Source organism: Thermococcus thermotolerans (genome assembly GCF_024707485.1).
Taxonomy (GTDB): Archaea; Methanobacteriota_B; Thermococci; order Thermococcales; family Thermococcaceae; genus Thermococcus; species Thermococcus thermotolerans.
The window spans coordinates 1,598,793-1,617,738 of the sequence record NZ_CP102602.1 but is presented as its reverse complement, the minus strand read 5'-3'; the positions used below and the strand labels follow the sequence as shown (position 1 = coordinate 1,617,738).

The window sequence follows — 18,946 nt, the reverse complement described above, 5'->3', positions numbered from 1 at the left end:
TTTCTCTTTCATAAATTTGCCTGGTGAGTTCGGTGGTCTCCTTCGAGATTGTCCGTGGGGACATAACCCGCTTTCCGGCCGAGGCCATAGTCAACGCCGCGAACCGCTATCTGGAACACGGAGGTGGCGTCGCCTACGCGATAGCAAAGGCCGCCGCTGGAGACGCCCGCGAGTATATCAGGATAAGCAAGGGAGCCATGAGGGAGCAGCTCGGAAAGAACTCCATCGAGCACGGCGAGGTCGTTGTAACGCCGGCGATGAGGCTTGAAAAATACGGAATCAAGTACGTCATTCACACGGTCGGGCCATACTGCGGCGGCGTCTGGGATGAGGACAGGAAGGAGAGGCTCCGAAAAGCAATTATGGGAGCGCTGAGGAAGGCCGACGAGCTCGGTGTCAAAACCATAGCCTTCCCTGCCATAAGCGCCGGCATCTACGGCTGTCCGCTTGAGGAGGTTGTGAGGACGTTTAAGGGGGTCGTTGAGGAATTCTCGAAGGAAGCGAAGAGCGTGGAGAAAGTCTATCTCGTGCTGTACTCGGGGAGGGATTACAGAACCGCAGTTGAAACCCTCGGTTTGCACTGAGCACTTTAAACGTTATACTGTGGAAAAATATATAACTCGTCAAGTTAAAAATTCACTGGGGCGCGCGATGTCATGCGAAAGGGTTGAGGAACTCATCAAGAGGCTCGCTCTTGGATTTGTCACGCTCTTCCTGTCGGGCTTTTTGGTTCTGTACTATTCCATCAGAAAACTGATCTGCGCGTCAACCGATCTATGTTCCCCGGGTCCTTGGCCAAGAACATCGGACATAAGCAGTATTGACATGTTCGTTATGATTTTCGTCGTTTCCGTTGTTTTCTTTTCCGTCCTCTGGTATTTCTCGTCCAGCGGAACGGAAAAATCTGACAGGAAATAGCGGGTGTATCGTCTATGGAACGTGAGAATAGTAGGACTGGAAGGAACAATCCTTCCCTCTCCCCTTGGCTACCCTTCCTTATACTGTTCCGATTCGGTTTTCGCTTCGTCACGCTCCTCGATTCGGTTCTCGGCATGGTGCTTTTCTACAACGTGCCCCTCTTGCTGCATCTCCCCAGATTCGTTGCCTTGGGTTACCCGCTCATCATGGGCATCGCTGAGGTTTACCTCATGGTGGTTCTCCGGAGGGGGAAGTTTCCCGTCAGGTTACTTCTGGCGTATTTCATCATAGCCGTCGTCTTTGAGTTCCCCGCCGTCGTCATTGAGTCCTCCTACGCGGCGATTAAGAGTGGGATAAGTGGGATTCTCATATTTGTCCTGATGTGGTACATCACGGCTCCTCTCGGCCTGCTTCTCGTCCTGACCTCGTATCGCTCATGGAAAACCCCTTAACCTTTGAACCCGAAATTTCTCCGGTGATACTCATGCGCATCGAGGACGTTTATATCTGGGACATCAACGCTAGGTGGCTTGGGATTACGCCTTACCAGCTCATGGAGAACGCTGGAGCGGGCGTTGCCAGGACGATTGAGGAGAAGTTCGGGAAGGGCCTTACGGTGGCCGTCTTCTCAGGCACCGGAAACAACGGCGGCGATGGCTTCGTCGCGGCCAGACACCTCAGCTTTGAGAACGATGTCACGCTCTTCCTCGTTGGAGACGAGGCCAGGATAAGGAGTGAGGAGGCAAGACACAACTGGGAGATACTCAAAAGGCTCGATTTTGTGAAAATTAAAGTCCTGAAGGACTCTGCCTATGTAAAATCCCTGGATTTAAGCGCTTACGACGTTATCGTCGATGCCCTGCTCGGGGCCGGCACGAGGGGCGAGCCGAGGGAGCCGATACGCTCGGCCATCGAGAAGATAAACGAATACGCCGGAAAGACCAAGATAGTCAGCGTCGACCTGCCGAGCGGCTATCCCTCCCAGATTCGCGTTAAGGCCGACTTCGCCGTCACATTCCAGTGGGACAAGGAGGAATACGAGGGCTTCGAGCGCGTTGTGGTTAAGATAGGCTATCCCAAGGAACTCTACCACCTCGTCGGGCCGGGCGATGCGAAGTTCGCGCTAAGGAAGAGGGGTGAGCACAAGGGACAGAACGGTAAACTGCTCATCATCGGTGGGAGCGGGGACTACTACGGCGCGCCCTACCTAGCTTCCAAGGGGGCTAGCTACCTCGTCGATTTGGTTTACTTAGCGATGCCCTCCGAACCGGCGAAACGGATAAGCGACCCCGACCTGATCCTCAGGCCAGTCGAAGGGAAGAACTTCACAAAGAAGCATCTTGAGGGAGTCTTGGCACTGGCAGAAAAGGCTGACGCCGTCGTCATCGGCCCGGGAATCGGTCTCGCCGAGGAGACGAAGGAGTTCGTGAGGGGGTTCGTTAGGCGCTGTGAGAAGCCGATGGTGATTGATGCGGACGGTATTAAGGCTGTAGCCGAGGATTTGAGCGTTCTCAATGGAAAGACCTTTGTCTTAACTCCCCACGCGGGTGAGTTTGCGGTTCTCTTTGGCGTCAAGCCCGAGGGTTCACTCATAGAGAAGGCCAAAGTGGTGAAGGAGAAGGCCGGCGAGCTCGACGGTGTTATCCTTCTCAAAGGTCCCTACGACATCATCAGCGACGGGAAGACCTGGAAGTATAACCGGACCGGGAACAGGGGCATGACCACCGGTGGAACCGGGGACGTTTTGGCGGGCCTCGTTGGTGCACTCCTCGCGCTCGGCAACGAACCGCTGAGGGCCGCTTCCGTTGGTGCCTTCCTCAACGGCCTCGCGGGGGATATGGTGAAGGAGGAGCTCGGCGAGAACTTCACGGCCTTGGAGGTTGCCAAAACGGTTCCGTATGCCGTGAAGTGGGTGATGGAGTTCTGAGGTGGTATGATGCGGCGTTTTTTGAAGGCCTTCCTTTTTCTTGCCGTTGTCTCTCTGGTTCTGGTTTCCCTTCTTATCCTCTTTTCAGGGGAGAAGTACCAGCTGGAGGTCGAGACTCACTTCAACTCTCCCCTTGAGTTTGAGGATGCGGAGCTTATGGCCGGCTATCCCAACGAGGTTACCCACGTGGCTCTCTTCAAGTTCAGGCGCTCCAGCAATGGTAGAAGGGACTTTCGGTTCGTGAAGACCTTTGAACTTCCCGTCGATTATGTGGTGGCGGAGATACGCGACGGAGACCTGCTCTACTGCAGGGCGGTCTTTGAGGACGGACGCTTCGTCCTCGACGACGGGCACTGCTTCCCAACCCTTGAAGACGCCCTGCGGCGGAGGATAACCCTGAATTCCTGCATCAACGGCACTTACCTCGGCTACAAAATTGAAAGGAACTCCATCGTTTACTTTCTCTTCCAGGCTTCAAACGAGACGACCTGCGTGAACGAGAGCGTTGAAGTCCTTGGAAGAACGTGGGGGGTTTTCGCGGAGATAACCGGGACGAACGGGACTCTCCTTTGCCCGGCGGAGGTAATTAACGGGACGTATCTCACCGACGAGGTTGTGAGGATAAAGGAAGGGTGGTGTGAGCCCGAAAGTTCTGGGGGATGATGTGAGTTTGAAGTTTTGGAGATCTTTTTTACTCAACTTATTTCGTCAATTGGAGTCATTTTGCGATGGTTGAAGTCTTTTTTTCATGTTTGTTATAAATTACTATTGAAGAGAAAAACTTTTAAGGACTTGGATTTTATGTCCATTGAAAACTCTTGGAGGTTAGCCCCTTGAAGTGGCGTCCGTTGATGGCAGTCCTCCTCGGACTGCTCCTGCTTGGAGTGACGACTGGAAGTGCGATGGCTGCACCATTAGCAGAAACGCCAATACAGCCTACGATATTCGGAGACAAGAGTGAGCTTCATCTTAGTGTTGAACCGTATCTCTTTTATGTATACAAGGGTAGGATATACCTAGCGTATCACTGGGAATGGGACCATACTGAGAAACTATTGGATGGGTCCTCTGATTACATAACGATAACAATACCTTGGCAAATCCGTCTCAAAGACGGCCATTGGGATGACATATTTTATGAGAATGAAACTCCAGATGTTATAACTTACCCATCTGATGGTTCAGTGGGTCGGCCGGTTATTCTTGGAGTTGATATTAAGTCCAAGATAATTGGTGGACACGAATTCAAGTTCTTAAGGATAAAAATCCCAGTTGATGATGACGTTTCGAGCGGGTATATATACATCGGTGTCAGACCTAAACCTGAGTATCAGGGACTCAAATTGACAACAGTCATGTACTATATTCACACGTACAGTTGGGGGAGTGCTCTTAACGCAGTTGGAAGGGTCGCAGTCTCATTATTTTTCCCAGAACAGATTGCGGTTAGGGTATTTGGAACAACAGGGGTAAAGATTTTATCAGGAATAGTTTCATGGAGCATTGGAGAGTTAATAGGATCGGTCACAGGAATCAAAGGTTGGGATAAGTCTACCACGGGAGAGGCAAATAATGTCATACAGTGCGTATCCTGAGGTCACAGATCCTCCTAATCCTGGGTGTTTTAGAGGAATATGCCCCACATCACACAGCATTCAGAAGTGGTGAAGATACTTAAAGCTCTTTTGCTTTTAATTTCCTGTGTTAAACTTGGGGGTATGATGATGAGGGAGTACATTCACAACAGAAAGTTCATCCATAATTTTCTTACACGGTTGGTTGCGGCAGAGATATTATTTGTAATCTTTGGAAAGTACGCGATCCCTGAGAAGAGTTTGCAGTATGGCATCCTGTGGTTGCTTGCGATGACCCCAATCATTTTATACCTGTATCGAGCGGAGTGGCAAACGCTGTCAAAGGTGTATCCTCCAAGAGATGCTGACAGAATAGCTAACAACCTCCTGATGGCGCGCTATATGATAGGGTTCATACCAATAACCGCCGCAATACTGGGAAGCTGGTTCGATGGAAACCTGATACTCCTTGGCCCGGCAGGCGTTCTCTTTGCACTGCTGGCGGCAAAGCTCCTCACCGATGCCGGTTATCCCCTCAGCAAAGAGGAAAAAGAGAGGATATTCAGGATGGAATTTGGCTAAGGGTGCTAAAGGTGGTGAAAATGAGGCTCTACGGAACTGAAGTTCCTTTCATCTTATTTTTGCGCTGGTGGATTGCCAAGCTGGCCCTGGCACTCCTCGGTGGGTACTTTGGAAGTGATGGGTTTTGTCCTGAGGCCCTTCTTGTCACGGGTTTTTACTGGTTGGCCTTCCCGGCCCTGATGTGGCTCATGTGCTCCGCCTACAGGGATTCGGAGTACTGCTCGCTGGAGAGCAGTCTGTGGTTCGTGTTCTCCGGGGTGGTTCCGGCGTCTAATGTTTTCGTGTGGGTTTTCGGGTTTTATCCGTACTCCACCGCGGTAATCTCGCTCCTCTGGACACTCCTGCTCTTTAGGGTTGGGCTGGCTCGAGGGGCTGAAAAAACGCTTGGCCTTGTGGATAATAATAGGGCAGGTCACAAATACTAAAAAAACGACGGGTGATGAAAAATGGCCTCCGAAAACGCGGTTCGGGTGCTTATCTCGGTTTCGGCCGTTATCCTTGCGGTAGCTGTCCTCGTGGTTAGAGGGTTTTCTCCTGAGACGATGCTCGTTCTAGTACTTCTCTGGATCGCGGGTGCCCTCCTCCCCCGCGCCTGGGAGTTCCGGAACGGAAAACTGGAGGGGGCCTTTTTACTACGGAATGTCCTTCTGTATACTGCTTTGGTGGTTCTCGTTAGGGCGGAGTACCTGCTCCTTGAAGAGAGCGTCTATGGGGTCTCCAAGGAAATGATGATGTTCTTCACGGCCTGGCTTCTCAGTGGGATTTTTGAGTTTCTCTGGCCAGGATTCGCGAGAAAGGGAGCCAATCAAGTGTCGTCGTAAACAGACGAGAAGAATAGAAACAGCTGGGGTGTGGCCTCAGCCCACCCCACAGTAGCTCCAGACGGAGTAGCCGTACTGGCCGTTGGCCGGGTCGTGGGCCGGGGCCTCAAGGTAGACCCAGCCGCTGGAGGAGACGTACTTGTCCACCCAGCCGCCGAGGTTGCCGGTGTATTCGTGTATGCACGAGCCGGCGAACTTCGGGACGTAGACCCACCTTCCGACCCTGCTTGGGCCGAGGTTGATGTAGGTTATCAGTCCCGGCTTGTTCCCGTAGCCGTTTCTCACGAAAATAAGCTCGTCGCTGTCGTAGTAAACGATGTCGGTGCTCCCTCCCGCGAGGTTGTCGTGTATCCAGATGAGGTTCCTGAGCCTGTCCTTGTTGAGCCACTCCTCATAGTCCCTGTAGAATATCATGGGCTGACCCTCGTAGGTGAGGATGAAGGCGTAGGCCGGGTACTTGTTCCAGATTATGTCGGTGTCGTGGTTTGCTACGAAAGTCACCGCCTTGAACGGGTCGCGGCTGACCACGGTCTGTCCGTATCTGAGGGCATCGACAAGTGCTGGGATATTGTTGTTATCGAAGGCCTCGTCCATCTTGTAGTAGAGCGGGAAGTCGAAGACCTTGGCACCGCTCGCGTAGGCCCAGTTGAGAAGGGCATCAACGTTGGTGTCCCAGTACTCTCCAACTGCCCAGCCTCCCCACCAGTCCAGCCAGTCCTTGACGACCCAGGGAGCGTAGCCCTTGACGTAGTCGAAGCGCCAGGCGTCGATGCCGATGCTCCTGAGATAAGCCGCGTAGCTTTCGCTGCTCGCCCAGAGCCAGTACTGGTCCCAGCTCTTGTCGTGGCATATGTCTGGGTAGCCTCCGAATGTTCCGGAATCGCCCGCGTGGAGCTCGTTCGGGTGGAAGTCAAGGTAGTTGGCCGTGTACTTGCCCGACGCGACCTTCGAGAAGTCGGTCCAGGTGTAGTCGTTCACGAAGGGGTTCCACTCCAGGTCGCCGCCGGCGCGGTGGTTGATGACTATGTCCGCTATCACCTTCATACCGTAGGCGTGGGCGGTGTTTATCATGTTTATGAGTTCCCGCTTCGAGCCGAACCTCGTCTCCACCGTTCCTTTCTGGTAGTACTCGCCGAGGTCGAAGTAGTCGTAGGGGTCGTAGCCCATCGAGTAACCTCCGCTCATGCCCTTGCTCGCGGGAGGAATCCATATCGCCGAAATCCCGGCGCTCGCCCAGTCCGGTATCTTCTGGGCTATCGTGTCCCACCAGATACCGCCCATGGGAACGTCCCAGTAGAAGGCCTGCATTATAACGCCGCCGTTCTCAAGGGTTTCCGCCTTTGCCGGAACTGCCGAGACGCTGAGAAATACCAGAAGTACGAGAAGTGCAACCAACACTTTCCTGGCCATGGCAATCACCACCGGGTGGTCATAATATATCACCGATGGTGAAATATTTAAGCTTTATCGCTAATGTACATTAAGGAGCGTAATTGTTCATTATAATCGGGGCCAAAAACGAAACGTCATGTTTCATGTTAGGTGAGTAAAAAATTTAGAACCCAACCAGCTTTCTCACTTCCTTTGCCTTCTCACAGAGTTCGCAGCTCTGGAGGAAGACCAGCATGTTGAGGAGATGGAAGAGCTCTATCTCCGTGAGGTCAACGTCGGCCTGGGATATCATTTTGATTATGGGCTGGGAGTTGAGCTCTATCTCGTTCAGGACTTCCTTCGCCAGTTTCTTGAGCATCTCCCTGTCCTCTATCCGGAATCCTGCCTTCTCCAGAATCTGGACAAGTTTCTCTGCCTCAACCTGCAGGTACGCCTGTCTGAACTCCTCGATGCTCTCATCCGGGTCTGCTTTTATGAGGAATATCCTCGCAGCCCTTGCGTAGACCCTCTCGTTCCCGTGAATCTCCAGCTCCTCCACGAGGCCCGCTGATTCAAGCATCTTCACGTGCCTGTATATGGTCGTTCTGTCCTTCCCTATGGCGTCGCTGAGCTCGTTGATCGTCATTGGTCTGTCTCTGAGCAGTTGAAGGATTTTAAAGCGCGTCTCCTCGGAGAGAACCTTGACCTTTTCGGGCTCGGTGATAATTAGAACTTCCCTCAACTCAATACTCCTCCAGCTTGTCCTGGGGAGTTTCTCCTTCCTCAACTATCTTTTTGCCCGCCGCGACCATGTCTATGCTGTGGACTACCCCGCCGAACTCCTCGATGGTTCTGACTATCTCATCGTAATCGAGGTTGTCGCCGACCATCGTTATCTTGACGTTCTCCGTTTCCTTGTCTATCTCCACCAGCGTTATGTTGACGCCGTCGACGCCCTCAAGCTCGCTGAGTCCAAGCGCCAGCTCCGTCACCATGGGCTGGTGTGGCTTGAGCACGTCCAGGACTAGAAGTCGTATCCCCTTCGCCATATCCCATCGCTTCTCCTTTCCCCATCACTTTTTAAGTATTTTCCCGAGCCTCTTGAGGAGCTCCATTGCCTCCTCATCGCGCCCCATCCTCGCCATGGCGAGCCACTCGATGGCGTGGATGATGTCCTCGTTGGAGAAGTCCCTGAGCCTGTCCTCGTTTTCCTCTATCTCCCGGGATATTTCAGTCTTAAACTCGTGCTCCTTCTTCAGCAGTTCGTCCATCGTGTTGAGAAGTTCTTCATCGTCAAACTCGTATCCGAGCGCCTTGAAGACTTCGAGCTTTGTCTTCAGCCTGGAGCGGGCAAAGTACCTCAGCTCCTCGTCCCCGAGATAGAGGTTTATGTAGAACGCATCGGCCGTTCTCCCGTAGTACTTCTCCACAAGGTTGCCCTTCATCTCCGTCCTCTTGACCTCGACCAGGCCCGCTTCCTTGAGCTTCTCGATATGGTGGTATATGGTCTGGGGCGTCTTGCCCAGTATCTCACTCAGCTGGGAGATGGTCATCTCCTTGTTGCGGAGCAGTCCGAGGATCTTTCTCCTCGTGTCCTCAAGCATCAGCTTTATTACTTCAGGGTCTGTTATGACCTTCACTTTCGCCATTCCCATCACCCAATTTAAACGTTCTAATGGTTTTTTGAACGTTCGAGAATTTAACTCTTTTGCTTTGGTTCCTCCTCAAAACCCCCCGGTAACTTTATATATGTAAAGGCTGCTTTCTCCCTGTACCCTTGCTGGACAAAATATCCAGTCTTTCCGGATGTACCCATCTGTGGAGGAAGGCTTAAATATGGTCTTCCGAAAAACCTTCGGAGGTGGATAAGATGGAGGCTCCAAAGCTCGATTTCCTGTTTTATCCAAGGAGCGTCGCGGTCATCGGGGCGTCAAACGTCCCAGGAAAGATAGGGAACTCGATAATGCGCTCAATAACGCTCAAATTCGATGGAAAGGTCTACGCTGTCAACGTCAAGGGTGGCGAAGTCGAGGTCAACGGGAAGAAGTTCCCCGTTTACAGGAGTATCAAGGAGATACCGGACGAGATAGATGTGGCCGTCATAGCGGTTCCCGCGAAGTTCGTTCCAGATGTCATCGACGAGTGTGGCGAGAAGGGTGTTAAAGGCGCCGTTGTCATCTCCGCTGGCTTCAAGGAGGCCGGAAGGGTCGAACTTGAGGAGGAGCTCGTAAGGAGAGCCAGGAAGTGGGGCATCAGGCTCGTCGGCCCCAACTGTCTCGGCGTCACCAACCTTGAGAACGGTTTCGACTGCAACTTCAACCCGCCGGAGAGGCAGGCAAGACCGCCCGCTGGAAAGATCGCCTTCATGAGCCAGAGCGGCGCCTTCGGCGCTGCAATCCTCGACTGGGCGGCCAACCATGAGATAGGCATGAGCAAGTTCATCAGCCTCGGCAACATGGCCGACCTCGACGAGAGCGATTTCATAGCGTACCTTGGCCAGGATGAGAAGACCGGCGTCATCACCGGCTACATTGAGGGCGTCAAGGATGGTAGGAAGTTCTTCAACATAGCGAAGGAGGTCACGCTCAAGAAGCCCATCATCATCCTTAAGGCCGGAAGGACCGAGGCCGGCGCCAAAGCGGCCGCAAGCCACACAGGTTCCCTCGCGGGTTCGTTCAAGATATACGAGGCCGCTTTCGAGCAGACCGGCGTTTTGAGCGCCAAGAGCATGCGCCAGCTCTTCAACTACGCCAAAGCTTTAGCCATGCAGAAGCCGGCGAAGGGCAACAGGGTTGCGATAGTCACCAACGGCGGTGGAGCAGGAGTCATGATGAGCGACGGCCTGCTTGAGCGCGGCATGAAGCTCGCGGAGCTGAGCGAGGAGACAAACCGAAAGTTCAAGGGGGCCATAGAGAGGAGGGAACTTCCCGAGCACATGAGCTACAAGAACCCGATAGACATCATAGGCGACGCCCCGTCGAGCAGGTACGAGATAGCCATGCGCTACGCTCTCGAAGACCCGAACGTTGATGTCCTCGTCGTCATAGCCCTCTTCCAGAGTCCGGCTCTCGACGAGGGAATCGTCGAGGCGATGGGGAGAATGAGGGAATACGGCAAGCCCATAGTCTTCGTGGCCCCCGGTGGAGACTACCCGCACAGGATGGCCAGGAGGATAGAGAAGGAAGCCGGCGTTCCAGTCTACGAGACCGTCGAGGATGGCGTCGATGCCGTCTATGCCCTCGTCAAGTACGGCGAGTGGCTGAGGGAGAACGGGAAGCTCTAATGAGCTTTTCAGACTTTTTTTCACTATGTTCATAGTTTTTACCCTTTTAAAGTCCACACCAAAAGTTGCCATCTTGTCTATCCCGTAGAACTCGCAAGTTGATACTATGAGCGCATCGTTTGGGAGCAGATGGTATCTCTCTTTTATTCTTCCCTCCCGAAGTGCTCTTTACGCCTCTCTGGCAGTTCTCCAACACCTCCTCCCTGGATACTCTAAATATGATTATATAATCGTGATTATAGTTTGCAGTTTAAGTTAATGCACCTCCAAAAACTTTAAATCCCCTTCTTCCCTTTCTCTTCCCATGCGCGGTGGTCGTTTTTGGCCCTGGTGAAACCGACCTCTTCTTGACCGCCTTAGCCCTGAGTTTCGTTTCCACTGGAAATGGAGGTGTTTTGAATGGACGACTTTAAGGTCACCCCATGGGACGTTGAAGGCGTAGTGGACTACGCTAAGCTGATAGAGGAGTTCGGGACGAGTCCGCTCACGGACGAGCTGATAGAGAAAACCGCAGAGCTGACGAAGAGCGAGCTTCCCATCTACTTCCGGAGGAGGTTCTTCTTCTCCCACAGGGACTACGATAAAGTTTTAGCGGACTACGAGAGCGGAAAGGGCTTCTTCCTCTACACCGGAAGGGGCCCGAGCGGGCCGATGCACATCGGCCACATCATCCCCTTCTTCGCCACCAAGTGGCTCCAGGAGAAGTTCGGCGTCAACCTCTACATCCAGATAACCGACGACGAGAAGTTCCTCTTCAAGGAGAAGCTCACCTTCGACGACACCAAGAGGTGGGCCTACGACAACATATTGGACATTATAGCCGTCGGCTTCGATCCGGATAAAACCTTCATCTTCCAGGACAGCGAGTTCACCAAGATATACGAGATGGCGATACCGATAGCGAAAAAGATAAACTACTCGATGGCCAGGGCGGTCTTCGGCTTCACCGACCAGAGCAAGATTGGGATGATATTTTACCCGGCGATACAGGCAGCGCCGACCTTCTTCGAGAAGAAAAGGTGTTTAATCCCTGCGGCCATAGACCAGGATCCATACTGGAGGCTCCAGAGGGACTTTGCAGAGAGCCTCGGCTACTACAAGACCGCTGCCATTCACTCCAAGTTCGTGCCCGGTTTGATGGGCCTTGAGGGCAAGATGAGCGCCAGCAAGCCTGAGACGGCCATTTACCTCACCGACGACCCGGAGGAGGCTGGCAGGAAGATATGGAAGTACGCCCTAACCGGAGGCAGGGCAACCGCCAAGGAGCAGCGCGAGAAGGGCGGCGAGCCCGAGAAGTGTGTCGTCTTCAAGTGGCTGGAGATATTCTTCGAGCCCGACGACAAGAAGCTCATGGAGCGCTACCATGCATGTAAGAACGGCGAGCTCCTCTGCGGCCAGTGCAAGCGCTACCTCATCGAAAAGGTTCAGGACTTCCTGAAAGAGCACCAGAAGAAGCGCAAGGAGGCCGAGAAGAAGGTCGAGAAGTTCAAGTACACTGGCGAGCTCGCCCGCGAGCAGTGGGAGAAGAGCATCCCGGAGCCGCTGAGGGGCTGAGCCGGATTTTTAATCCATTTTCACGAAACTTTTTATACTGGCTGGGATTAACTTTTACCGGTGGGTTAAAGGTGAGGAAGGCGGTTCTTGCTTCCCTGGTTGTTTTCATGGTTCTCGTGAGCGGCTGTCTCGGTGGGAATACGACGACTGGAACGACATCAACTGGATCGGCCTCGAACACAGTTTCGTCCCTTCAATCACCGGCTTCTCAGCACAAGACGCCGCTGAAGTTCCTCTACCCTGAAGAGCGGGCTGACGTAAACATGAGCTTTGAAAACATGACCGAATTCTTCTGGAAGACGTATTCTGCCGTGCCTTATTCCCAGTACGGGAACATAAGCGTGAACTACACGGATGGAACCTTCAGGGGCAGGTACGAGTTCGTCCTTACAAATTTCACCTCTGGAACGCTTTATCTGGTGCTCCTCGTCACCCCGAAGGATCCTATAACCCTCAACGTCACCATCGAGGGCGTCCCTCTTGAGCTTTCCCGCATGGACGTCTACCGGTGGGTTAATGAAGATGGCGTTGGCATTGAGATTTACGCGGTCAACGTCTCGACGAATCTTAGCGAGCTCCACGGGGTTGCCCACTACGAGTTCCGCTACCTTGAGAACGAGGACTACCTGCGTGAGATGTGGAGGAAGAACGTTCTCATTGGAACCGACTTTTCCTGGTGGGAGTTTGCTTCGAGGAATGCAACCATCACGGTAATCCCCACGTTTCCAGAGAACACGGTTTTTGTGCTGTCAGAGTGGGGCATAGTCCGTTCGGGAATGAAGGTCGTTTACAACGCCTCCCTTAAACCCTACGAGGGCTTTACGCTCTACATCCCGGACATGGAATGGAAGGGCTTTCAGTGGAACGGGGTGAACTTCACCGTCTATTTCACCAAGGGTATATATAACGAGGAAGGCTTTGACTTGGTTAAAAGGGAGTTCACCTTTGCCATGGGGCTGTACAGCAACCTGACCGGGATTCTTCCGGTTGAAAGGTTTGATGCCGTCTTCTTCCCAGGGTTACAGAGGATGATGTACAAACGCTTTGGAAAGAAGCCCTTTGGACTGAATTTGGGACACGTTATACTCGTGGAATGCCTCGTTGGCATGAACGACTCCGCTGTAAACTACGCCTCCATAATCTTCCACGAGCTTGCCCATGAATGGGCCGGCTATTACGCTTCCTTCGGTTACTTCAACGAACCGCTGGCAACTTTTATGCAGATGGAGGCGTACGGCAGGTGGAATCCCGAGGGCTATCTCTCCTGGCTGAACCAAAACGAGTACACGACGCTGAGATATGGGGGAGATGTGCCCTTCTACGAGGTGGTGAGGGATGCAGTGAAGTACCGACGCTCCGGAATCACCCTTTACTGGAAGGGCGCCTTCATGCTCCGCTCCCTCCGCTTCATCGTCGGAAACGAGACCTTCAACAGGGCCCTTCACGATGTCCTTGGGGAGTGCCACGGCTCCCACTGCAACTACACGGCGTTCATCAGAACGGTTGAGAACGTTTCCGGTGAAGACCTCGGCTGGTTCTTCGACGAGTGGTTCAACTCCACGCTGTTCCCGGACTACAACATCACCCACCTGGGCCTCTCTTCGACGGGCAACGGCTACAGCATGACCTTTACCATCGCCGACGCCAGCAACTTCACGATGCCCGTCCCGGTGCGGATTTACCTCGACGACGGGAGCTATGTTGACAGGACGGTCTGGGTTAACGGAACGGCAACGGTGGACCTTGAGCTCCCCTCCAGGCCGATGAGGATAGTTATCGACCCCGATGAGGTAATGGCCAACATAAACAGGGAGTTCGAGGTCAATGGGGTTGAGGTGAAGGTGAATTGATGAGATAAAAAGAAAGGTCTACTCTCTATTCCTTTTATTTCTAATCTTTTTCAGCTTGAAGTACACATCCTTTGAAATCTCGATTTCTTCTATGGTTCTCTTCCGGATTCTATCATGCTCTGACCTATCATAAAAATCCCACACCTCAGTTCCGCTTGGCTTTTTGTTTTCAATCATGAGCAGGTTTTTAATCACCCAGTTCTGAGATACCGGAGCCAGTACCTCTGGATATTTTCTTTCTGGAGTCAATGGAACGGAAGCAACGCTGAGATCAAGATGTCTCATCTTGAAATATGTTTCATACAGTTTCTCTGGCTCAGCGATTTCATGAATCAGGCTTCTTACGAAGAGCACCGGTATGTCAAAGCGGGCTATTCCGAATCCTGCAGCTATCGGTTCCGTGAGCCGGGGGCCGTTTCCAAACACTTCCAGTCTCGTCCAGCTTTCCCGGAAATAGTAGTAGATCTTCCTGAGAAGCTCCCTTTCTTTTTCCTGTATGTCTTTTCCATTCATCTCCCATATCCAGAACTCCTCCTTTTTCTCGAATTTGTTTTCTATTGGGAAATACCTCTGGAAAACTCCCCCAATGACGAAGCCTCCATTCAGATATGGATTGGCCTTTAGTCCCGGCCGGTTTCTGTGTTCTTCCGGAACGTAGTACTCGATATCGAAGAAAATCACGTGTGTAACTCCATGTTTAAACCTCATTTCCACCCCTCCTCCAGTTATAAATCCCTCCGCGGAGAACGAACTTCGATGCGTCAAATCTCAGCCCATCAAATGCTTCATTCAGTTCAACTTCCAGCAAGGAAGGCCGGTGATTGTTGGCCTGGGTGTTCTCGTCATAGAACCTTCCATAGGGATCCATCATTAAATATGAACCGGTCATCAGCTCGTTGTCCTCTGCTACTGGTTTCAGGTCGCTGTGACGTTCAACAAATGATTGGAATTCTTTTTCTGTAATCGCCAGCTCTATGCTTTCTTCGTTTATTCCCTGCACTATTTTTAGCTGAAAAACTTTCCATCTGTCTGGTGACAGTTCCCTGATGATGTCATGCATGTCCTCCTGCCAGTTTAATTTGGTAACTACTGTGTTTATCTTGACTCCAATGTGGGGATGAAGCTTCCTTATTATTTTGACTGCTTCTTGAACCCTTTTGACGTGATCACCATAACCCCTGCCGAGTGCAACTTCGACTTCTTCCTTTCCGCTGTCAAGGCTGATGCCAATCCAGTCAAGGTATCTTCCATATTCTTTCAGGAATTCCTTTCCGAGGTCTTCCACGAGATAGTAGCCGTTGGTGACTATCGACGTTGCCATGCCAAGCTCCTTGGCGTATTTTATCAGCTCCCCGAGGTTTTCACAGAGTAGTGGCTCACCTCCGGTGAAGTTTATCTTTTCAATTCCGCTCTCCCTGAGCTTGCTTATTGGGATCTTTGACTTTTCGATGTCTCTGCAGAGCTCTGGCGCTCCTCTGAACTTTGCGAAGCAGAACCTGCAACGATAGTTGCACCTTTCGAGCATATGCCAGTTGACAGCCAGTGGAGTCGTTTCAAAAATTGAAAGGGGTGAGGTGTTCATTTCTTCCCACCCTTTGAGTTCCTTGCGGCTGCGCTCATTGCCCTGGCCTTGAAACCCTCGTCGGCCTTAACGGCTCTCCCGCTGTCCACTGCGCTCTGTATCCTCCTCGCGGCCTCCCAGGTCATGGGTTTGGAACCCTTCTTTCCCATCTGGCTCACCCCTAAGAGCTGTCAATAGTTATTCCGCGATTTACTTTATAAGGAAGTATTCTCGAAAAGAAACGTTTTTTTGTGAATATTCGCCAAACTTATGGGGTATATATGGTGAGACCTAAAGATACTGAGAAATTCACAAAGATTGCATACAAAATAATTGACTTTGCACACGATGGTAATGAGCTTACGGTGTATAGTCTCTCGAAAAAGCTTGAAGAGCGACCGGAGACTGTCAGAAGGATTTTAGATGAACTTGTACGTTTAAAAGTCCTGTCCAAGCCTTCTCTGGAGGAAAATCTTCAAAAAGGCCGTAGGAGAGTTAAACTCTACAAGCTCATATGGGATCCCGAAAAAGCCAAAGAGATTGTCCAGTGCTGGAAGAAGTTTCACTCTCTACGTAGAGAACTCAATGCTTTGAAACACCTAGCTGATTCCAAAGAGCAGAAGTTTGAGTTTTCAGAATTGTCGTACAAGTTCTGCCCCTATATTGTCCTACTTGGGATTGACTTGATTGAGGGGGTTAGGGGATTCCTGGGAAAGTTTGATTGGAAGACTTTTCTCGATCGTGCTATTCCTCTATATGGGGCAGTGTTCTCATTGAGGCATGACCAAGAGCTTAGAATATTAAACGAGGATTATGTTGGTGGGGAGTTTTTTGTTGTTTCAGGCAAGAATTCCTGTAGGTTCTTTGAAGAGGCACGCTGGGTTGAGTACGTGGCTCGCAGAAAGGCTAAGATGGAAATTGAAAACAGACTTTTGGAGATGTTCCACGGAGAAAATGAGTTCCAGTGTCTAAGTATTCACTACGGTGATGGAACGGGTGCACTTTCAAACTACCTCTTGGGTGTTAGATATTTTATCGAGGGTTCGCGGCTTATTGTTTTTGATTTTTCACCAAATCCCTTTTTGACAAAAACTGACGATGAAAACGTGGCTAAGGCCTTCAAGAAGTTGATAGAGTATCTTCAGGAAAAACACGACAAAGTACGGTTTATTCAGGTTAGGGCCATCTCTGGTGCAATGGGAGAATTTTTGGAGTCCCTTGGGTTTGAAGAAAGAGAAAAGCTGTATCTGTATATAAAAACCGAAAAGCTGTCCAGTGGCTCAAGGTTTGTCGTTGAACTATCTAGGAATCCTCCATCTGCAAGTGAGATGGAATGGGTAGTGAGAATTTTTGAAAAGAAAGTAAGATCTGGGGTTAGTCCCTGAACCCCCACTCCTCCTCGAACTCCTTTTCTTCCTCGATTTCTTCTCCCTTCAGCTCGACCCTGAAGGTTTCCTCTGCCTTCACGTCCGGCCTCAGCCTTATGTCCAGAATGCCGCGGATCATGAACTCGCCGTGGCCGAGGAGTACTGTCCCCCCACCGAGAGCCTTTGCCACCATCCTCGGCGTCACCGTCCCGTAGGTTCCCACCATGATGACCTTCTCCTCCGGGAGCATCCTTTCCCGGAACTCGAAGCTCCTGCCCTTCCCGATGACCTTCTTGTACTCAAAGTCCTCAGCGGTGAGGGCTACCTTAACGCTCTTCCCTTTCGTGAGGGCGGAGTAAACATTCCCCGGATAAATTTTCCGTCCCCTCTGAAGTTTATTTGGACGGAATCGCTCTCGGTGGCAACGGTTACCGTGCCGCTACCTCTGACTTCACCCTCATCGGTGAAAAATAGCACCAGGACGTTTTTGTAAAGCCCGTCGGTTATTCTCACGGCGGGAGCCTTTACGAAGCCTGTGCCGTCGGGGGAAACGGCCACTTTGAACGGTGAGCCCATGAAAGGGACCCGTGAGGCTCTCTTCCTTTCCCCGGGAAGGAACTTCCTCTCCACTTGGTATCTCCTGTTCCTTCCGCTCCTGACCCAGTATCCCCTTATCTCGAGCGTCCCCCTCTCGAGTTCGAGCTCCTCCGGAAAGGTTACCTCCGATTCGGAAAAGTTCGCAAGGTTCGCGAAGTTTTCGGCACGCCGGTATTCTCTCCTCTTCTTCATGAGAGCCCTAATTCCGCTTAGTGTTATCAGGAGAAAGAAAGCGAAGACCCCTATGGTGAAGATTCTGTTTTCATCCACGTTGAATATTATGAAAGCCAAGAGTGCCAGAAGGAACAGTTCAAAAATGAGCATAAATATCAGCCCAACTGTGCTCTCCCTCTCCTTGAGAACGGAGAACCTCATGAGTTTCACCGTTTGTGTTTTGGAGTCTGGACCTTATTACCTTTCCCCACGAGGGGTTTATAACCCATCCAACGAACTATTCTTGGTGTTCGAAATGATTCGTCTTCCCTTCCGTGACGGCTTTTACGAGGTAAAACCGAGCAAGATAATCTGCCTCGGCAGGAACTACGCCGAGCACGCAAAGGAACTTGGCCATGAGGTTCCGAAGGAGCCCGTTATCTTCCTCAAGCCACCGAGTTCGCTCATAGGACCTAAGCAGGCGATAATCCTGCCGAGGAAAAGCAAGCACGTTGACCACGAGGTCGAGCTGGCCGTGATAATCGGAAAGCGAGGCAAGAGAATTCCAAGGGAAAGGGCTATGGACTACGTCTTGGGCTATACAATTCTGATGGACATAACGGCCAGGGATCTGCAGTGGGAAGCAAAGCGAAGGGGCCTTCCCTGGACGGTCTCGAAGGGCTTCGACACCTTCGCTCCGGTTGGTCCGAGAGTGGTTGACAAACGCGAGCTGGACGTGAGCGATCTGGAGCTGGGCCTGAAGGTCAACGGTGAGCTCAGACAGCTTGCAAGAACAAGCGAAATGATATTCAAAATCCCGGAGATAATCGAGTACGTCTCGGGAATAATGACCCTTGAGCCGGGGGACATAATAGCGACCGGAACTCCAGCTGGAGTCGGCCCGCTGAGGCACGGAGATAAGGTGGAGGCCTGGATAGAGGGCATAGGAAAGCTTGAGGAGGACGTCTTGGCCGAGGATTCGATACTCTGCTGAGAAACTTTTTTAAGTTTTTAGCATTTAACTATCTTTGGTGGTGCTATGGAACGGGCGCGTTCAGTGGTTGTCTTCCTGCTGGTTCTCTCCGTTGTAACGGCCGGCTGTCTCTACAACAACTTCGTTTATGCAAGGGAAAAAGGCGTTCCAGCCGGGGAGAGCAGGGAGTGGTTCTTCAAGGGTCCGGCGAACCTGACCGTGAAGATTACCTCAAACGTTCCCCTTGAGGTGAAGGTGGTATCCTCTGACGGCGCTGTGCTGAGGGACTTCGGAACCGTCAGGGAAGTGAACGCTGTTGTTGAGCTTCCAGGGGGTACTTGGAAAGTTGTGGTGAGGAACCCCGGCAACGAGACTGCGGTCATTGACGTGACCTTGAGGGCATGAGCCTTCGTTT

General features: G+C 51.8%; 24 protein-coding genes and 1 pseudogene. 15 read left to right on the top strand and 10 right to left on the bottom strand.

What is annotated here, in order from left to right:
* Nucleotides 1–32: 32 nt before the first annotated feature.
* From NUS69_RS09145 to NUS69_RS09105, 9 genes are all read left to right on the top strand, one after another.
* The gene (locus tag NUS69_RS09145) at nucleotides 33–584 is read left to right on the top strand and encodes a [protein ADP-ribosylglutamate] hydrolase (protein ID WP_258085071.1); all 552 of its coding nucleotides are present in this window, start codon (nucleotides 33–35) and stop codon (nucleotides 582–584) included.
* A 67-nt stretch (nucleotides 585–651) separates the two neighbouring features.
* Nucleotides 652–918, top strand: coding sequence for a hypothetical protein (locus NUS69_RS09140; protein ID WP_258083481.1), 267 nt, complete (start codon nucleotides 652–654; stop codon nucleotides 916–918).
* A gap of 14 nt (nucleotides 919–932) precedes the next feature.
* Nucleotides 933–1,370, top strand: coding sequence for a hypothetical protein (locus tag NUS69_RS09135; protein ID WP_258083480.1), 438 nt, complete (start codon nucleotides 933–935; stop codon nucleotides 1,368–1,370).
* Nucleotides 1,371–1,402: 32 nt separating this feature from the next.
* Nucleotides 1,403–2,845, top strand: coding sequence for an NAD(P)H-hydrate dehydratase (locus tag NUS69_RS09130; RefSeq protein ID WP_258085070.1), 1,443 nt, complete (start codon nucleotides 1,403–1,405; stop codon nucleotides 2,843–2,845).
* 6 nt (nucleotides 2,846–2,851) lie between these two features.
* Nucleotides 2,852–3,508, top strand: coding sequence for a hypothetical protein (locus NUS69_RS09125; protein WP_258083479.1), 657 nt, complete (start codon nucleotides 2,852–2,854; stop codon nucleotides 3,506–3,508).
* A 188-nt stretch (nucleotides 3,509–3,696) separates the two neighbouring features.
* Complete coding sequence (locus tag NUS69_RS09120; RefSeq protein ID WP_258083478.1) at nucleotides 3,697–4,440, top strand: hypothetical protein; 744 nt, start codon at nucleotides 3,697–3,699, stop codon at nucleotides 4,438–4,440.
* A 123-nt stretch (nucleotides 4,441–4,563) separates the two neighbouring features.
* Nucleotides 4,564–5,001 carry a translation initiation factor 2 gene (locus NUS69_RS09115; RefSeq protein WP_258083477.1) on the top strand — a complete coding sequence of 146 codons (438 nt, stop codon included), beginning with the start codon at nucleotides 4,564–4,566 and terminating at the stop codon, nucleotides 4,999–5,001.
* A 20-nt stretch (nucleotides 5,002–5,021) separates the two neighbouring features.
* On the top strand, nucleotides 5,022–5,426 hold the full coding sequence (locus NUS69_RS09110; RefSeq protein ID WP_258083476.1) for a hypothetical protein: 405 nt from the start codon (nucleotides 5,022–5,024) through the stop codon (nucleotides 5,424–5,426).
* 21 nt (nucleotides 5,427–5,447) lie between these two features.
* Nucleotides 5,448–5,822, top strand: coding sequence for a hypothetical protein (locus tag NUS69_RS09105; protein ID WP_258083475.1), 375 nt, complete (start codon nucleotides 5,448–5,450; stop codon nucleotides 5,820–5,822).
* Nucleotides 5,823–5,858: 36 nt separating this feature from the next.
* Here the strand turns inward: NUS69_RS09105 and NUS69_RS09100 are convergent, their stop codons facing one another.
* From NUS69_RS09100 to NUS69_RS09085, 4 genes are all read right to left on the bottom strand, one after another.
* Nucleotides 5,859–7,232: an alpha-amylase gene (locus NUS69_RS09100; RefSeq protein ID WP_258083474.1), complete on the bottom strand. Its 1,374-nt coding sequence runs from the start codon at nucleotides 7,230–7,232 to the stop codon at nucleotides 5,859–5,861.
* A 145-nt stretch (nucleotides 7,233–7,377) separates the two neighbouring features.
* Nucleotides 7,378–7,935: an ArsR/SmtB family transcription factor gene (locus NUS69_RS09095; protein ID WP_258083473.1), complete on the bottom strand. Its 558-nt coding sequence runs from the start codon at nucleotides 7,933–7,935 to the stop codon at nucleotides 7,378–7,380.
* A gap of 1 nt (nucleotide 7,936) precedes the next feature.
* Nucleotides 7,937–8,242 carry a DUF211 domain-containing protein gene (locus NUS69_RS09090; protein WP_014788876.1) on the bottom strand — a complete coding sequence of 102 codons (306 nt, stop codon included), beginning with the start codon at nucleotides 8,240–8,242 and terminating at the stop codon, nucleotides 7,937–7,939.
* 24 nt (nucleotides 8,243–8,266) lie between these two features.
* A complete protein-coding gene (locus NUS69_RS09085) occupies nucleotides 8,267–8,842 on the bottom strand; it encodes a winged helix-turn-helix domain-containing protein (RefSeq protein WP_055428344.1) in 576 nt (191 codons plus the stop codon).
* Nucleotides 8,843–9,063: 221 nt separating this feature from the next.
* Between NUS69_RS09085 and NUS69_RS09080 the strand changes: the two genes are divergently transcribed.
* Nucleotides 9,064–10,476, top strand: coding sequence for an acetate--CoA ligase family protein (locus tag NUS69_RS09080; RefSeq protein WP_258085069.1), 1,413 nt, complete (start codon nucleotides 9,064–9,066; stop codon nucleotides 10,474–10,476).
* A 48-nt stretch (nucleotides 10,477–10,524) separates the two neighbouring features.
* Here the strand turns inward: NUS69_RS09080 and NUS69_RS09075 are convergent.
* Nucleotides 10,525–10,626: pseudogene (locus NUS69_RS09075) on the bottom strand (ribonuclease VapC); the annotation flags it as partial.
* A gap of 249 nt (nucleotides 10,627–10,875) precedes the next feature.
* Here NUS69_RS09075 and NUS69_RS09070 point away from each other — a divergent pair.
* Nucleotides 10,876–12,030, top strand: coding sequence for a tryptophan--tRNA ligase (locus tag NUS69_RS09070; protein WP_258083472.1), 1,155 nt, complete (start codon nucleotides 10,876–10,878; stop codon nucleotides 12,028–12,030).
* 71 nt (nucleotides 12,031–12,101) lie between these two features.
* Entirely contained in the window at nucleotides 12,102–13,880 is a 1,779-nt protein-coding gene (locus tag NUS69_RS09065; RefSeq protein ID WP_258083471.1) for a M1 family aminopeptidase, read from the top strand.
* Between the two features lie 18 nt (nucleotides 13,881–13,898).
* Here NUS69_RS09065 and NUS69_RS09060 read toward each other — a convergent pair whose 3' ends face one another.
* From NUS69_RS09060 to NUS69_RS09050, 3 genes are read right to left on the bottom strand one after another with little or no spacing between them, the layout of a single operon-like run.
* Nucleotides 13,899–14,588: a 3'-5' exonuclease family protein gene (locus NUS69_RS09060; RefSeq protein WP_258083470.1), complete on the bottom strand. Its 690-nt coding sequence runs from the start codon at nucleotides 14,586–14,588 to the stop codon at nucleotides 13,899–13,901.
* Nucleotides 14,578–15,462 (bottom strand): viperin family antiviral radical SAM protein, encoded by an 885-nt coding sequence (locus NUS69_RS09055; RefSeq protein WP_258083469.1) that lies wholly within the window; start codon nucleotides 15,460–15,462, stop codon nucleotides 14,578–14,580. Before NUS69_RS09055 ends, NUS69_RS09060 begins: the two co-directional genes overlap by 11 nt.
* Nucleotides 15,459–15,611 (bottom strand): hypothetical protein, encoded by a 153-nt coding sequence (locus NUS69_RS09050; protein ID WP_258083468.1) that lies wholly within the window; start codon nucleotides 15,609–15,611, stop codon nucleotides 15,459–15,461. Before NUS69_RS09050 ends, NUS69_RS09055 begins: the two co-directional genes overlap by 4 nt.
* 111 nt (nucleotides 15,612–15,722) lie before the next feature.
* Between NUS69_RS09050 and NUS69_RS09045 the strand changes: the two genes are divergently transcribed.
* On the top strand, nucleotides 15,723–16,826 hold the full coding sequence (locus tag NUS69_RS09045) for a hypothetical protein (protein WP_258083467.1): 1,104 nt from the start codon (nucleotides 15,723–15,725) through the stop codon (nucleotides 16,824–16,826).
* On the opposite strand, the gene NUS69_RS09040 is transcribed toward NUS69_RS09045, so the two are convergent.
* Nucleotides 16,816–17,058, bottom strand: coding sequence for a hypothetical protein (locus NUS69_RS09040; protein ID WP_258083466.1), 243 nt, complete (start codon nucleotides 17,056–17,058; stop codon nucleotides 16,816–16,818). The genes NUS69_RS09045 and NUS69_RS09040 overlap by 11 nt on opposite strands.
* 71 nt (nucleotides 17,059–17,129) lie before the next feature.
* Nucleotides 17,130–17,780, bottom strand: coding sequence for a hypothetical protein (locus NUS69_RS09035; protein ID WP_258083465.1), 651 nt, complete (start codon nucleotides 17,778–17,780; stop codon nucleotides 17,130–17,132).
* 94 nt (nucleotides 17,781–17,874) lie between these two features.
* Between NUS69_RS09035 and NUS69_RS09030 the strand changes: the two genes are divergently transcribed.
* A complete protein-coding gene (locus tag NUS69_RS09030; RefSeq protein WP_258085068.1) occupies nucleotides 17,875–18,552 on the top strand; it encodes a fumarylacetoacetate hydrolase family protein in 678 nt (225 codons plus the stop codon).
* Nucleotides 18,553–18,597: 45 nt separating this feature from the next.
* Nucleotides 18,598–18,936, top strand: coding sequence for a hypothetical protein (locus NUS69_RS09025; protein ID WP_258083464.1), 339 nt, complete (start codon nucleotides 18,598–18,600; stop codon nucleotides 18,934–18,936).
* The last annotated feature ends 10 nt before the right edge of the window (nucleotides 18,937–18,946 follow it).

What these genes read in the sequence shown, in the direction of transcription:
- NUS69_RS09115 (WP_258083477.1), top strand. Translation starts at nt 4,564, where the DNA reads ATGATGATGAGGGAGTACATTCACAACAGAAAGTTCATCCATAATTTT.
- NUS69_RS09050 (WP_258083468.1), bottom strand. Translation starts at nt 15,611, where the DNA reads ATGGGAAAGAAGGGTTCCAAACCCATGACCTGGGAGGCCGCGAGGAGG.
- NUS69_RS09130 (WP_258085070.1), top strand. Translation starts at nt 1,403, where the DNA reads ATGCGCATCGAGGACGTTTATATCTGGGACATCAACGCTAGGTGGCTT.
- NUS69_RS09100 (WP_258083474.1), bottom strand. Translation starts at nt 7,232, where the DNA reads ATGGCCAGGAAAGTGTTGGTTGCACTTCTCGTACTTCTGGTATTTCTC.
- NUS69_RS09125 (WP_258083479.1), top strand. Translation starts at nt 2,852, where the DNA reads ATGATGCGGCGTTTTTTGAAGGCCTTCCTTTTTCTTGCCGTTGTCTCT.
- NUS69_RS09025 (WP_258083464.1), top strand. Translation starts at nt 18,598, where the DNA reads ATGGAACGGGCGCGTTCAGTGGTTGTCTTCCTGCTGGTTCTCTCCGTT.
- NUS69_RS09040 (WP_258083466.1), bottom strand. Translation starts at nt 17,058, where the DNA reads ATGCTCCCGGAGGAGAAGGTCATCATGGTGGGAACCTACGGGACGGTG.
- NUS69_RS09060 (WP_258083470.1), bottom strand. Translation starts at nt 14,588, where the DNA reads ATGAGGTTTAAACATGGAGTTACACACGTGATTTTCTTCGATATCGAG.
- NUS69_RS09120 (WP_258083478.1), top strand. Translation starts at nt 3,697, where the DNA reads ATGGCAGTCCTCCTCGGACTGCTCCTGCTTGGAGTGACGACTGGAAGT.
- NUS69_RS09140 (WP_258083481.1), top strand. Translation starts at nt 652, where the DNA reads ATGTCATGCGAAAGGGTTGAGGAACTCATCAAGAGGCTCGCTCTTGGA.
- NUS69_RS09090 (WP_014788876.1), bottom strand. Translation starts at nt 8,242, where the DNA reads ATGGCGAAGGGGATACGACTTCTAGTCCTGGACGTGCTCAAGCCACAC.
- NUS69_RS09070 (WP_258083472.1), top strand. Translation starts at nt 10,876, where the DNA reads ATGGACGACTTTAAGGTCACCCCATGGGACGTTGAAGGCGTAGTGGAC.
- NUS69_RS09105 (WP_258083475.1), top strand. Translation starts at nt 5,448, where the DNA reads ATGGCCTCCGAAAACGCGGTTCGGGTGCTTATCTCGGTTTCGGCCGTT.
- NUS69_RS09055 (WP_258083469.1), bottom strand. Translation starts at nt 15,462, where the DNA reads ATGAACACCTCACCCCTTTCAATTTTTGAAACGACTCCACTGGCTGTC.
- NUS69_RS09085 (WP_055428344.1), bottom strand. Translation starts at nt 8,842, where the DNA reads ATGGCGAAAGTGAAGGTCATAACAGACCCTGAAGTAATAAAGCTGATG.
- NUS69_RS09080 (WP_258085069.1), top strand. Translation starts at nt 9,064, where the DNA reads ATGGAGGCTCCAAAGCTCGATTTCCTGTTTTATCCAAGGAGCGTCGCG.
- NUS69_RS09030 (WP_258085068.1), top strand. Translation starts at nt 17,875, where the DNA reads ATGATTCGTCTTCCCTTCCGTGACGGCTTTTACGAGGTAAAACCGAGC.
- NUS69_RS09035 (WP_258083465.1), bottom strand. Translation starts at nt 17,780, where the DNA reads ATGAGGTTCTCCGTTCTCAAGGAGAGGGAGAGCACAGTTGGGCTGATA.
- NUS69_RS09045 (WP_258083467.1), top strand. Translation starts at nt 15,723, where the DNA reads ATGGTGAGACCTAAAGATACTGAGAAATTCACAAAGATTGCATACAAA.
- NUS69_RS09110 (WP_258083476.1), top strand. Translation starts at nt 5,022, where the DNA reads ATGAGGCTCTACGGAACTGAAGTTCCTTTCATCTTATTTTTGCGCTGG.
- NUS69_RS09135 (WP_258083480.1), top strand. Translation starts at nt 933, where the DNA reads ATGGAACGTGAGAATAGTAGGACTGGAAGGAACAATCCTTCCCTCTCC.